We start from the raw sequence: 14,216 nt of genomic DNA, 5'->3' as shown, positions 1-14,216 counted from the left end.
AAACTCCCGCTTCAATATGTTCAATATTATGTATTAAAAGCTTGATTCATTAATTATCCAGCATTTTTGTGACGGCATTCACGACCCTTTCCATCTCAAATGGCTTCACAATAAAATCTTTTGCCCCTGCCTTAAATGCTTGTATAATTGCTTCCTGCTGACCCAAAGCGGAACACATTAAGATATTGGCTTTAGGATCAAGCTCTACAATCTTTTTAACAGCCTCAAGCCCATCCATTTTAGGCATATTAATATCCATGGTAATTAAATCTGGTCGAAAGTGTGCATATTTCAAAACTGCATCATATCCATTTTCCGCTTCTGCAATAACAGAGTGACCTAAATCCAACAGAATATCCTTAAGCACAGAACGCATAAATAAAGAATCATCCACTATTATAACTGTTGCCAAGTTAACCTCTCCAATCCGTTGTCATATGATATGCACGCCCAAACTTCAATATCGGTGAAAAAACTAGTTATATTAATAGAAAGAATCTGTAAAAAGAAAAACGCTACCATTGAATTATAAAAGGAATTTGAAACTAGCTACTACAGCATTAATTTCAATAAAAACGTTTCGCAATGACGTAAATCATTCCTGTAGTATAAAGATTACAAAGTACTAGGTATTCAGTGAACCCTTAGCACTATGCAGGCGAATTCAAAAGTAGAAGAATCATTGGGCCAACTCCTTAAACAGATATAAAAAAAGACATCGGTATCATGCCGACATCTTTTTTTAAACTATTCGTTTAAAGTTTGCTTATTCATTCAGAGCTTTTTTCAAAGCCTCCAGATTGTTTTTCATCACACCAAGGTAATCCAGATTCTTCTGCTTGTCTTCATCCGTCAGTCCTTCAAGCGGATTCAGCACATCCGTTTTCGAACCAATTTCAGTAGCTACGGTTTCAGCAACCTTCGGATCAACCAATGTTTCAAAGAAAATCGTCTTCACATTATTTTCTTTAGCAAACTTGATAATACCTGCCAACTTGTCCGGCGTAGGCTCTTGCTCTGGAGATAATCCGGCAATTGACACTTGGGTCAGACCATATTGCTTAGCCAAATAGCTAAAAGCAGCATGCTGCGTAATAAAGTCTTTGCGTTTTACATCTTTCAGACCCGTTTTGAATTCAGTATCCAGTTCTTTCAGCTTAGCAATATAAGCATCAGCGTTTTTCTCATAGTCCGCTTTGTTTGTAGGATCGGCTTTTATAAGCCCTGCTTCTATAGCTTCTACTTCTTTCTGAGCTAAGACTGGATCAAGCCATACATGAGGGTCCAGCACATGATCGTGATCATGGCCTTCCTCTGCGTGTGCTTCTTCTCCTTCTTCCTCCTCGGCAGATCCTTCCATCAGGTTCAACCCTTTGCTTGCTTCAACTACTACACGCTTATCATTCGATGCGCTGCTCAAAGCCTGTTCTGCCCAACCTTCGACGATCCCGTTATATACAAATACGTCAGCATCCTTAACCTGTGCCATATCTTTGGCGCTTGGCTCCCAATCATGCGGCTCAGCACCGGCAGGAATCAACGCGGTTACGTTAGCATGATCTCCGGCAACTTGCTTGGTGAATTCATACATCGGATAAAAAGTGGTGACTACATTCAGATTTTTACCACTGTCCGCTGTTTGTGCCGGATTAGGTTCGGTTTGGGATGCATTCGTGGCTGCATGATCAGATTTAGCTCCGCAACCGGCCAAAATAAGTGCTAGCCCCGCGGATAATACAAATGATTTTTTGAACCATGTATTCATATTCATAACTCCTTATGTGTTAGTTTTTATAAACTCACTGACCTGCCGCATTCTTACGTCGGGAAGCCTGTTGCTTGCCAAGCTTACGGACCAGCTTTTGAATACTAGCTCCTACGATCAGGAATAATAATAGCACCATAGCAATCGTCCCACCTGGGGGTGTACTGAGTTCATATGATGCGGTTAATCCCATAAATACGCCGATCAATGCGGTGATCATGGATATCCAGATAGCTGCCGCGAAGCTCGGTGCAATTCGAATCGCCAGCGCAGCAGGCAACACGATTAGTGAGGAGACAAGCAGTACACCGACAATCGGCATGGCTGCGGCTACAATCATCCCAGTCAAAATACTAAACGCAAACGAGATAGACTTGACAGGAAGACCATTGGTCTTTGCCGTTTCTTCATCAAAGGTAATCTGGTACAAAGGCCGTCGGAACACGAAAAAGAAAATACCTCCAATGACAGCCACAACGATCATCAACATCAGCTCGGTCTGATTGACGGCTACTACCGAACCAAACAAATAAGCGGAAAAGCCTTTGTTAATGCTCTGATTCAGATTCATTAAAATAACAGCCGTTGAGAGGCCACCTACCATAATAATAGCCACAGAAATCTCACTATACGTTTTATAAGATCTGCGGACGTACTCAACAATAATCGCACCGATCACCGCAACAATAAATCCAGTTATCGTCGGGTTAATCCCTAAATAGGCACCTGCCGCCACCCCTGCCAGCGATACATGCGATAGCATGTCCGCCATGAGAGCCTGACGCCGTAGCATCAGGTATACTCCAAGCACCGAGGCCAGCAGTGCAATTACCCCACCGGCACAAAATGCCCGCTGCATGAAGTCGTAGTGCAGCATTTCCATCCGCCATCTTCCTTCCTTTCAAGCTCAATAATACGATCCAAATAATGTTGTACTTCCGATAGTCCATGGGTAACCATGACTACAGTTCTTCCATATTCCTTAACCTGCTGATTCATCAGATCGTAGAAGTGATGTCGGCTTTCCTGATCCATTCCGGTCGTGGGCTCATCCAGAATGAGCAAATCCGATTCCTGAGCAAGTGCCCTTGCCACACAAATACGCTGCTTCTGTCCACCAGACAATTCGCCGATTTTGCGGTGCCGTAAATCCCACATCCCTACTTGACGAAGCGCCTGCTCTGTCAGATCATGATCCTCAGCCCGCATCCGGCGCAGCCAAGAGCCATGAGTATATCTACCCGAACGGACAAATTCCAGGATGGTACTTGGAAATCCTCCATTGAAGGCAGCAATTTGTTGTGATACAAATCCGACAACGAGCTTTTTACCTTCACCTGTACGGTCGGACATAAACACTTTGCCCTTCCAAGGCTGAAGTAAACCGAGCAGCAACTTGAGCATCGTCGATTTGGAAGCACCGTTGGGTCCAGTGATCGCCACAAATTCTCCGGAAAAAATTTCAACATTGGCATCTACCAAGTTAGGAACATCTCCGTAGCCAAATGTGACCTGTTCCAATGAGGCCAATAACATGACGCAAATCTCCTTTTCCTTTAAAAAGCCTGGAGCCATCTGAGCGGTCATCATAGCGCAGATTCTCCAGGCCGTTTATGATCATTAAACCATCTACCGTAATTATTACGATTTGGTAATAAAAAAATAAGCGCTTGATAAACGTAACCTTTACGCATTAGCAAGTTTAACAGTTTAGGCAAGGTTCGTCAATGTTTTGGCAACTCTTTTGTTTGTTTATTTCACTTTGTCCGGGTACAAGCCTGCTGCCAAGGTTTTCAGTGCAATCGGTGCTCGCACACCTTCAGCCGCTGCGGATAGAGGCAGCACCACAAATCGTTTGTTTTTGATCGCTTCGACACCAGCCAGCGCGGGCTTGCTCAACAGCAGCTTTTCTTTATCCGCCAGTGAAGTATCTCCGTAGTCGAGAATAATAATAACATCAGGGTTGCGGTTCACGACCTCTTCCCAGCTTACTTCCGTAAAACTTTTATCGATATCATCAAAAATATTTTTCGCCTTCACACTTTTAATCAAAGACGTCAGATAATTGTTGGCAGCCGTAAATGGCTTGTCTTCGCCGCTGTCATAAACAAAAACCTTGGGTGCCCGTTCAACCGTGCCAATTTGAGTCTGAATGGACTGCACTTGTGCACGAATGTCATTTACCAGTTTTTCTGCACGCTCCTCAACCCGGAAAATACGTCCAATATTTAGTATATCCCGATATACATCTTCTAATATAGGACCCGGCTTATTGGAGGATTCCTGTACATAGGTTTGCACGCCCTGTTGGGCAAGCTCCTCACGGGAACCCAGATTTTTATCATTAAAGGCACTCTTCCAGCCCGCATAGGCAAAATCCGGTGCAGCTGCCATAAACACCTCTTTGGACGGATATTGTTTGGCTAGAACCGGGATTTTATCATATTGAGTCTTATATTTCGGTAAAATCTGATCATCCAAATAGGCGGTTCCTACCATGGAAGATTCCAGTCCAAGGGCCAGCATAACTTCTGTCGCATGCTGGTTCAATGTAACCGCACGTTTGGGCGCTTCGGGAAATACCATTTTTACACCCATGTTCTCAATCTCTACTGCCTTCTCTTGGGTTGTTGATTGCGATGCATCAGATTGCTGCCCGTTTGCAGATGAATTTGTGGTTTGAGCCGTGTTTCCTGCTGCGCAGGCCGATAATAACAGCATCGCCAAAGCTAGCATAACCAGCGGTAATGCGGGTTTGCTACATTTATTCATATGTAACGTCTCCTCTTTCATTCACAGTTTTATCTTACCTTATCGAATCACCATTCTGCCTGTTAATGTCATAGATGGTCTCCACCTCTAAGAGAATCCGGTAAAAAGGTAATACTCGGTTTCCCGGTTTTCGGATGAATGCGAATTTCTGTTTCCACCCCGAATACACTGCGTAGCAGGTCAGGCTGAAGCACATTCTCTGTTATGCCGGAGGCTACCACCTTGCCTTCTTTTAATACATACAATCGGTCACAATAACATGCCGCCAAATTTAAATCATGCAGTGCAGCTAAAGCAGTGATCTGAAGTGTTTTGACCAAATCGAGAATTTGCAGCTGATACCGGATATCGAGATGATTTGTCGGCTCGTCCAAAATGAGAAATTTCGCTTGTCCGGCCAAAGCCCTGGCGATCAATACCCGTTGCTTTTCACCGCCCGACAGGGTACCAAACCCCTGATCCGCTTGAGCATTCATGCCTACCCGCTCCAGCGCCTGCTCAACCAGCTCATGATCGAAGACAGTATCTGCTTCCAGCAGTTTCTTATGAGGATGGCGGCCCATCAGGACGATGTCCCGTACTGAAAAATCAAACGTTTGGGGCGCATCCTGACTTACCACTGCCATTTGTCGTGCTGTCTCTTTGTACTTCATCCGTAGTAAATCCCGGCCATCCAGCGTCACCAAACCACTGTCAGGCCTTAACACCCGATACATATTCTTAAGCAACGTTGATTTGCCGCTGCCATTCGGACCGATCAGCCCGACCAGCTCTCCCGTTTTTACCTGGAGACTGATACCGTCGATCAATCGTTTATCGTGAATACTGAAGGTCACGCATTCGACTTCTATATTCATTTTTCGCCTCCAAACGAGTAGGAACTGCGCCGCAGCAGCCACACAAAAAAGGGTCCGCCACACACAGCCGTTACAATACCAATCGGCAGCTCCTGTGGAGCTAGCACGAGCCGGGCACATACGTCTGCCCACACGACAAAGATAGCTCCCGAAAGCAGGCTGACAGGCAGGACACGCCGATGATCCGATCCCACTATTAGCCTAACGATGTGTGGAATCATAAGCCCGACAAAACCAATCGAGCCACTCACTGATACGACTGCCCCGGTTAAAAGGGAAGCGACAACAACCAATAATATACGGAACGCCTGCACGTTCACACCGAGCGTTACGGCGGCTTCTTCTCCTGTCAGCAAAGCATTCAATGAACGGCATCGGGTCAAAAGGACAGCCGTTCCCACGGCTATAATAAGGCTTGGAATGAAAAGCGTATCCCATTGAGCGCCTGCCAGACTTCCCATCATCCAATACATCGCGTCACGGATGCCTTTTTCATTCGGGGCCATCGTAACGATAAAGCTAGTCACAGCCGACAGCATCATAGATACCGCCACCCCTGCCAACAGCAAGCGGGTCGTCGATATCCGTCCGGCCACACGAGCCAACGCAAACACCATAAGCATCGCAGCTAGAGAGCCTATAAAAGCAGATATGGGCAGTGTAAGTCGTCCCAAAAATCCAAAAGCTCCAAACACAATAACTAACGTCGCAGTCACTGAAGCACCCGACGAGACTCCTAGAATATAGGGGTCCGCTAACGAATTGCGAATTAATGCCTGTATAGCCGCTCCGGTAACAGCAAGTCCTGCTCCCACGACAACACCTAGCAGCACACGCGGAAAGCGAATTTCCCAGACGATATATTGCTCTGGTTTGGTCCATGTCACGGGTATCCACTGATCCAGCCAGGGCAGATGGGACAGCGCAATTCGCCATACTGTCCCTGGGGCGACAGCCACAGGACCCAGCATGACCGCAAGTGTAACTGACAGCACCAGTCCCGTAATTAATAACAGCAGAATTGTTGTAAATCTCCATGGAGGCTTCCCTGCTAGATCAGCTCGAGAATGAGGCTTGGATGAATAAACGCTATTTGTTCTCGAAATCATGAACTAGCCAGTGGCTTTGCAGCCGCTTCAAGCTTTTTCAATCGTTCCCCGATCTCAGAAGCAGAGAAATTCTCGCCCATGATCACCACTACATCGTTCACTGGCTTTTGCGGTCGGATCGGGATGATTTCTAGCTCACGATAGGCAAATTGAAACATCATTTGACCCTCCGATTCCAAAAATCGCACGATTCCTTTGGCCCGGTAAATTTCAGCAGGCAAACTGCGGAACAACTGTTCAAACTCGGAGCGTGACACAGGTTGTCCAAAAAAATGCGTATGAACAACTACATGGTCGTAGGAATGATAATGCTCTCCGTGTTCATGTTCAAGGTCGTGATGCTCGGGCTCATGATAGTCATAAGGATGATGGCCTGTATGATCATCATGACCATACGTGTGAAAATGAGCTTCCGCATGCTGATGATCATTCGCGATATCGACTGTGGACTCCTTTTGCCGCGAAACATCCATCTGTTTCTCTCCTTGAATGGAGAAAAAGGCACCCAAATCTACGTCACTACGCTCCGTGCTTACAGTCAAAGCATAAGGATTTAATTCTTTTACAAGGGCCTGTACTTTTTGCAATTCTCCCGCAGCCAATAAATCAGTCTTGTTAATAATCAGTTTGGAAGCACATCGCAGCTGATCCTGCATCAAACGAAACGACTTGCAACTCTCACTACCCAAGGAGAAATCCAGAAATTGACGCGCATCCACGACCGTGATAACAGATTGTAAAACCATAGAAGAATATATGGAGGCATCTGTCACTGCATCTACAATCTCCATTGGATTAGCCACTCCGGTACATTCTACAATAATCACATCTGGCTTATATTCCTCGGCAAGATTCATGAGCTCGACGCCCAAATCTCCGCGAATGGTACAGCATATACAGCCACTGAGCATTTCCTTCATGGGGGCTTGGTCGTTCACCAAACTGCCGTCCAGATTAACATCACCCAACTCATTCATCAGAATAGCTGGCTTGAGCCCCTGCTCCTTGTAGTAAGCCAGCGCATGCTGAAGAAGAGTTGTTTTCCCGCTGCCCAAAAATCCGGATAAAACAACAATCGGTATCATATAATCCTCCTTGTCTTTACAGCACTAATATGGATCGTACCGTAAAAGTTTTCTTCTTGCAATCATTTATCGGATTTTAATCGTAATAATTACTATTACCGAACATAAATATATATGACCACGCTTTTAATTGTCAATATAGGAGGTGATTCAAGCATAATCCTACGGCATGATTGTCCCAACACAGGCATAGGATGTAGATAAGAACCCTTATTCCCAAGGAGATGTGGAATGAAAAACCGTACGCTGTTGAAGATGCTGCCTTTTATGATTCCGTTTGCCTTTCTCATCCCTGTGCTTATTACGCTATCTCCTCAGTGGCTTCGTTTGTTAGATATAGGGCAGCTGCAGTCATTAAAGACGGTATTTATGGGTATTTTTCTGGAGGCTGTTCCGTTTCTCCTGATCGGTGTGCTTGTTTCATCCCTTTTACAGTGGCTTGTACCGGAGACATGGATTCGTAAAATAGCGCCTGCCCATCCTGTGCCGGGTGTCCTGCTCGCCTCCTTGCTAGGTATGCTGTTTCCCATCTGTGAGTGTGGCATGATCCCTGTCGTTCGCCAATTAATGCTCAAGGGAATGCCTGCCTATATGGGTATCACTTTTATCTTAAGCGGACCTATTATCAATCCCGTAGTACTGGCTGCGACAATGATGGCTTTCCCTTCCCATCCTGAGGTCACTGTCGTTCGGATGGGTTTGGCCTTTGTCGTTTCCGCGACCATCGGATTGATCATATATGCCTTTGTGCGTGTGCATCCGCTCAAACGGTCTTTGCTCTCTTTTAACCAACAAAAGCTGAACAATCAGACTCATCGGCATAACCGCACATGGCGGGGATTTTTTGTACATGCTGGCGACGAGTTTTTAGACATGAGTAAATATCTCATTATCGGTGCATTATTGACAGCTTGTATCCAAACCTTTATCCCACGTGACGAAATGCTTTCGTTAAGCAATGGAACGGCTGGCTCGTACGCCTTTATGATGGGCTTTGCCTACGTGCTATCGCTATGTTCCACCTCTGATGCCTTTGTAGCTACTGCTTTTTCGCATACCTTTACACTGGGTCCGCTGGCAGCCTTTCTTGTACTCGGCCCGATGCTTGATTTCAAAGGCACACTCATGCTGCTCAGCACCTTTCGCACCAAATTTGTCGTGATCTTGGGCTTACTCATTATTTTACTCGTCCTGATGGGATCTATAGCTGCTGAATGGTTATTGGGGAGGTAAATACAAACGTGAATTCAACCTTTAGCATCCGCTGTCAATATGGCATGCGCTCCTTGCTCATGATCGGATTAGCTGTATACATCATCACATTACATCGCACAAGTGCACTTCATTACTACTTGGCTCCGCACATGCAAAAGCTGCTTTTACTCTGTCCTGTGCCACTCATATTCATCGCTTTGGCGATGGCATGGCACGTAATCGTGGGAAGCCGGGATGGTGAAGATGTATGCGATTGCGAACATCCTTTACCGCAAAGCTGGTTCAAAAAAACTCTCGTATATGGAATGCTGCTCATTCCGTTGCTGTTCGGATCACTGCTGCCCAATCAGGCGCTTGGCAGTGATATGGCAGCCAAAAAAGGTATGTCCTTCACCTATCCCAACCCGGATATACGACGAAAAACAGACATACAAACCACGAATACACCCGCAGCCTCCCTTTTATCCACTCCATCTTTCACACCAACTTCGCTCCCTCTAAAGGGAAAATGGAGTCAGGAAGCGCTGGATAAGCTGTTCGTTCCGCCCGATGAGTACAATGTAGAATTCGCCGAGCTGGCGAAACGTCTGTATCAGCAACCCATTATACAGATCCATCCGGAGATTTTTTCCGAAACTATAGGAGCGATCGAACTGTATAAGCACGCTTTTCAAGGAAAAAAAGTACAGGTGACTGGCTTTGTCTATAAAGACGACAACCTACCGGGTAAAGGTCTATTTGCAGTAGGAAGGTTCCTCGTTATGTGCTGTACTGCCGATGCCATGCCATTCGGGGTTATCGTCCAATCCCAGAACCCTCCGTCCTTTGACAAAGATACCTGGGTGACTATTGAAGGAACTCTGCATGCAACGCAAAAGGATGATGCACCCGTACTTGAAATTCGATCCGATAAAATAACGACTGTCAAGCAGCCAGAATCCCCTTATGTCTATACCCAAGCAGACTCGGTAGCAACCTATGATCGCTTGAATACGGCACACTAAACCCGCCAAGGAGGAAAAATGATGAACAAAGTTCCTGTTATATTAATCAGTGGTTTTCTTGGAAGCGGCAAAACGACACTACTTTTGCGGCTGTTAGCCTATACTCGTCAGATTCCTCTTCGTGCTGCTGTTTTAATGAACGAAATGGGCGAATATGATGTAGACAGCGCTATTATTTCAGAGGAAATGCCTGACGTAACAGTGGAAGGACTGCTAGAGGGGTGCATTTGTTGCAGCAAAAGAAATGAGCTGGCTGGCGCACTGCACACCCTGCTCAGCCAAGAGCCAGATGTGATCTTCATGGAGACCACCGGAGTAGCCAACCCCGAGCAGGTGCTGGAGGAACTTCGCTCCCCACTGCTGGCAGATCGGCTGTATCTGGTTCACGGCATCAGTGTGGTGGATGCTGAGCTGTTCCATGAATACAACAGCCGCTTCACTGCAGACAAGGAGCTGGTTCGGACTCTGCACGGACAGCTTCGCTCCGCCGACTTTATTGTTGTGAACAAAACGGATGTCGCAAATAGCCGTGAAGTGGCTAAGGTCGTCAAGAACATCCGCAAGCTCAACGATACGGCCAAGTTGCAAACTACTGAGTATAGCCGCATTGACCTTGAACCACTGCTGGAACCTGTCCTGACCTCCGTATGGGTTGACCCGAAACCTGTACAAGTATTTCAACATACATCGGCACAGATGCAGCCCAACGATGCAGAAGCATCGCCTATCCCAATTCCCGCTAAAGATAACGAAAGACCTTGCAATGCCTCCAGAAGTACCGCATTCAAAGTAATTTCTGCACACCGTCAAAACCACAGTCACGATCACGACCTCCCCCATTCCTTTTCCCGTCTGGAGAGCTTAACACTGCATCAATATTATCCTCAGCCATTGGAAAAGCAACGATTAGAAGACTTCCTGACTGGGCTAGGTTCCTCGCTGCTTCGTGCGAAAGGTTATTGTGTGCTTCCGCATGAGGGTACAATGCTTTTGCAATTCTCAGGAAGTCACTTGGAATGGCAGCCCACCGCACTTCCGGTGAGCCAGGGATATGTCACACTCATTGGAGAGCAGCTTGACAAAGCATCCATTACCGAGCAATGGGAACAGTGCTTCGTTTCGCTGTAGTCGACAGATTCGGCTCGAAATGAAATTTCCCTCCAAAATGTCTACGAAATTAAATTATAAAAGGCTGTTCCTTTGACCTTTAAAAGTCATGGAACAGCCTTTTTTTGTAACTATCATAAATTTGCATATACGCAGTATATACCTTATAGGATGTTATGTTGAATGATGGGAAAATAAAAAAAGCCGTCGAGGCATTCTCGACGACCTGAGTACGACTATGCAGAGTCATACTATTATTTGCTTGGCGGCGTCCTACTCTCCCAGGACCCTGCGGTCCAAGTACCATCGGCGCTGGAGGGCTTAACGGTCGTGTTCGGGATGGGTACGTGTGGAACCCCTCCGCTATCGCCACCAAACATGAATTTACACCGTAAATTCTTCCGTAAGCTTATTCGGTTCATCACGGATCGTGTGAATGAATAGCTATACGCTTGTCGTATGTACTTCTACATACCTTCAAGGTTACACCCTGAAAACTGGATCCGAAACTTCATTGCGTCTTATCTTAGGATAAGCCCTCGACCGATTAGTATTGGTCAGCTCCATGCATTACTGCACTTCCACCCCCAACCTATCTACCTCGTCGTCTTCAAGGGGTCTTACTAATTGGGAAATCTCATCTTGAGGGGGGCTTCACGCTTAGATGCTTTCAGCGCTTATCCCTTCCGTACATAGCTACCCAGCGGTGCTCCTGGCGGAACAACTGGTACACCAGCGGTACGTCCATCCCGGTCCTCTCGTACTAAGGACAGCTCCTCTCAAATTTCCTACGCCCACGACAGATAGGGACCGAACTGTCTCACGACGTTCTGAACCCAGCTCGCGTACCGCTTTAATGGGCGAACAGCCCAACCCTTGGGACCTACTTCAGCCCCAGGATGCGATGAGCCGACATCGAGGTGCCAAACCTCCCCGTCGATGTGGACTCTTGGGGGAGATAAGCCTGTTATCCCCAGGGTAGCTTTTATCCGTTGAGCGATGGCCCTTCCATGCGGTACCACCGGATCACTAAGCCCGACTTTCGTCCCTGCTCGACTTGTAGGTCTCGCAGTCAAGCTCCCTTCTGCCTTTGCACTCTTCGAATGATTTCCAACCATTCTGAGGGAACCTTGGGGCGCCTCCGTTACTCTTTAGGAGGCGACCGCCCCAGTCAAACTGCCCACCTGACACTGTCCTCGTACCGGTTCACGGTACCAAGTTAGAACCTAGATACGATCAGGGTGGTATCCCAAGGATGCCTCCCCTCAAGCTGGCGCTCAAGGTTCAACGGCTCCCACCTATCCTGTACAGATCGTACCCAAATTCAATATCAAGCTGCAGTAAAGCTCCATGGGGTCTTTCCGTCTTGTCGCGGGTAACCTGCATCTTCACAGGTATTAAAATTTCACCGGATCTCTCGTTGAGACAGCGCCCAAGTCGTTACGCCATTCGTGCGGGTCAGAATTTACCTGACAAGGAATTTCGCTACCTTAGGACCGTTATAGTTACGGCCGCCGTTTACTGGGGCTTCGGTTCATAGCTTCGCCCGAAGGCTTACCACTCCCCTTAACCTTCCAGCACCGGGCAGGCGTCAGCCCGTATACTTCGCCTTGCGGCTTCGCACAGACCTGTGTTTTTGCTAAACAGTCGCTTGGGCCTTTTCACTGCGGCCCCCTCGGGCTATTCACCCTACCGAGGCACCCCTTCTCCCGAAGTTACGGGGTCATTTTGCCGAGTTCCTTAACGAGAGTTCTTCCGCGCGCCTTAGAATTCTCTTCTCGCCTACCTGTGTCGGTTTGCGGTACGGGCACCTTCTCCTGGCTAGAGGCTTTTCTTGGCAGTCTGAGATCATGACCTTCGCTACTGTAATTTTCGCTCCCCATCACAGCCCAGCCTTAACGATGTGCGGATTTGCCTACACATCAGCCTCACTGCTTAGACGGACATCCATCAGTCCGCGTCACTACCCTACTGCGTCACCCCATCGCTCATCGCGGATTACGGTGGTACAGGAATTTCGACCTGTTGTCCTTCGACTACGCCTATCGGCCTCGCCTTAGGTCCCGACTTACCCTGAGCGGACGAACCTTCCTCAGGAACCCTTAGGCTTTCGGCGGATCTGATTCTCACAGATCTTTTCGTTACTCATACCGGCATTCTCACTTGAATGCAGTCCAGCGCTCCTTCCGGTACACCTTCAACCCGCATTCAACGCTCCCCTACCCCTGATGCAAAGCATCAAGCCATAGCTTCGGTGGTGTGTTTAGCCCCGTTACATTTTCGGCGCAGAGTCACTCGACCAGTGAGCTATTACGCACTCTTTCAATGGTGGCTGCTTCTAAGCCAACATCCTGGTTGTCTGTGCAACTCCACATCCTTTCCCACTTAACACACACTTGGGGACCTTAGCTGATGGTCTGGGCTGTTTCCCTTTCGACAATGGATCTTAGCACTCACTGTCTGACTCCCGGAACTAAATCTATGGCATTCGGAGTTTGACTGAGCTTGGTAACCCTTGCGGGCCCCGCACCCAATCAGTGCTCTACCTCCACGATTCTTCTTTCCGAGGCTAGCCCTAAAGCTATTTCGGGGAGAACCAGCTATCTCCGGGTTCGATTGGAATTTCTCCGCTACCCCCACCTCATCCCCGCATTTTTCAACATGCGTGGGTTCGGGCCTCCAGTGCGTGTTACCGCACCTTCACCCTGGACAGGGGTAGATCACCCGGTTTCGGGTCTACGTCCACGTACTCATTCGCCCTATTCAGACTCGCTTTCGCTGCGGCTTCAGCTCTTCACCTTAACCTTGCACGGGAACGTAACTCGCCGGTTCATTCTACAAAAGGCACGCCATCACCCATAGATCGGGCTCTGACTTCTTGTAAGCACACGGTTTCAGGATCTATTTCACTCCCCTTCCGGGGTGCTTTTCACCTTTCCCTCACGGTACTGCTTCACTATCGGTCGCCAGGGAGTATTTAGCCTTGGCAGATGGTCCTGCCGGATTCATACGGGGTTTCACGTGCCCCGCACTACTCGGGATCCGTCTCGGAGGGAACAAGTTTTGAACTACAGGGCTTTTACCTTCTCTGGCGGGCCTTTCCAGACCTCTTCATCTAACCGGTTCCTTTGTAACTCCATGTGAGACGTCCCACAACCCCAAGGAGCAAGCTCCTTGGTTTGGGCTAATCCGCGTTCGCTCGCCGCTACTGACGGAATCACTATTGTTTTCTCTTCCTCAGGGTACTTAGATGTTTCAGTTCCCCTGGTCTGCCTCTCACTCACCTATGAATTCAGTGAGTA

At 47.6% G+C, this 14,216-nt stretch carries 11 protein-coding genes and 2 rRNA genes (1 of these 13 running past the window's edge); 3 read left to right on the top strand and 10 right to left on the bottom strand.

Annotated elements, in window-relative coordinates; translation table 11 throughout:
- Positions 1–49 precede the first annotated feature (49 nt).
- The 8 genes from ACUC6J_RS10970 to ACUC6J_RS10935 all read right to left on the bottom strand — a co-directional run bounded on the left by ACUC6J_RS10970 (position 50) and on the right by ACUC6J_RS10935 (position 7,588).
- A complete protein-coding gene (locus tag ACUC6J_RS10970; protein ID WP_014599711.1) occupies positions 50–412 on the bottom strand; it encodes a response regulator in 363 nt (120 codons plus the stop codon).
- 354 nt (positions 413–766) lie between these two features.
- A complete protein-coding gene (locus ACUC6J_RS10965; RefSeq protein ID WP_447250179.1) occupies positions 767–1,765 on the bottom strand; it encodes a metal ABC transporter substrate-binding protein in 999 nt (332 codons plus the stop codon).
- 34 nt (positions 1,766–1,799) lie between these two features.
- Positions 1,800–2,648, bottom strand: coding sequence for a metal ABC transporter permease (locus ACUC6J_RS10960; protein WP_016818447.1), 849 nt, complete (start codon positions 2,646–2,648; stop codon positions 1,800–1,802).
- Positions 2,594–3,301: a metal ABC transporter ATP-binding protein gene (locus ACUC6J_RS10955; protein WP_170973163.1), complete on the bottom strand. Its 708-nt coding sequence runs from the start codon at positions 3,299–3,301 to the stop codon at positions 2,594–2,596. The genes ACUC6J_RS10960 and ACUC6J_RS10955 overlap by 55 nt, the downstream gene beginning before the upstream one ends.
- 216 nt (positions 3,302–3,517) lie before the next feature.
- Complete coding sequence (locus ACUC6J_RS10950) at positions 3,518–4,537, bottom strand: ABC transporter substrate-binding protein (RefSeq protein ID WP_025364748.1); 1,020 nt, start codon at positions 4,535–4,537, stop codon at positions 3,518–3,520.
- Positions 4,538–4,605: 68 nt separating this feature from the next.
- The gene (locus ACUC6J_RS10945; protein WP_447250178.1) at positions 4,606–5,394 is read right to left on the bottom strand and encodes an ABC transporter ATP-binding protein; all 789 of its coding nucleotides are present in this window, start codon (positions 5,392–5,394) and stop codon (positions 4,606–4,608) included.
- Positions 5,391–6,503, bottom strand: a complete 1,113-nt coding sequence (locus ACUC6J_RS10940; protein WP_447250177.1) for a FecCD family ABC transporter permease — start codon at positions 6,501–6,503, stop codon at positions 5,391–5,393. Before ACUC6J_RS10940 ends, ACUC6J_RS10945 begins: the two co-directional genes overlap by 4 nt.
- Complete coding sequence (locus tag ACUC6J_RS10935; RefSeq protein WP_447250176.1) at positions 6,500–7,588, bottom strand: CobW family GTP-binding protein; 1,089 nt, start codon at positions 7,586–7,588, stop codon at positions 6,500–6,502. Before ACUC6J_RS10935 ends, ACUC6J_RS10940 begins: the two co-directional genes overlap by 4 nt.
- A 231-nt stretch (positions 7,589–7,819) precedes the next feature.
- Here ACUC6J_RS10935 and ACUC6J_RS10930 point away from each other — a divergent pair, with 231 nt between their 5' ends.
- From ACUC6J_RS10930 to ACUC6J_RS10920, 3 genes are read left to right on the top strand one after another with little or no spacing between them, the layout of a single operon-like run.
- Positions 7,820–8,821 (top strand): permease, encoded by a 1,002-nt coding sequence (locus ACUC6J_RS10930; protein WP_447250175.1) that lies wholly within the window; start codon positions 7,820–7,822, stop codon positions 8,819–8,821.
- A gap of 8 nt (positions 8,822–8,829) precedes the next feature.
- Positions 8,830–9,807, top strand: a complete 978-nt coding sequence (locus ACUC6J_RS10925) for a TIGR03943 family putative permease subunit (protein ID WP_447250174.1) — start codon at positions 8,830–8,832, stop codon at positions 9,805–9,807.
- A gap of 18 nt (positions 9,808–9,825) precedes the next feature.
- A complete protein-coding gene (locus tag ACUC6J_RS10920) occupies positions 9,826–10,935 on the top strand; it encodes a CobW family GTP-binding protein (RefSeq protein WP_447250173.1) in 1,110 nt (369 codons plus the stop codon).
- A gap of 239 nt (positions 10,936–11,174) precedes the next feature.
- On the opposite strand, the gene rrf is transcribed toward ACUC6J_RS10920, so the two are convergent.
- Positions 11,175–11,291, bottom strand: a 5S ribosomal RNA gene (rrf, locus tag ACUC6J_RS10915).
- 150 nt (positions 11,292–11,441) lie between these two features.
- A 23S ribosomal RNA gene (locus tag ACUC6J_RS10910) occupies positions 11,442–14,216 on the bottom strand; it runs 152 nt beyond the window's last position.

Source organism: Paenibacillus sp. JJ1683 (genome assembly GCF_053006485.1).
Note: the sequence above shows the minus strand (reverse complement) of the source record. Positions and strands in the feature narration are given on the sequence as shown.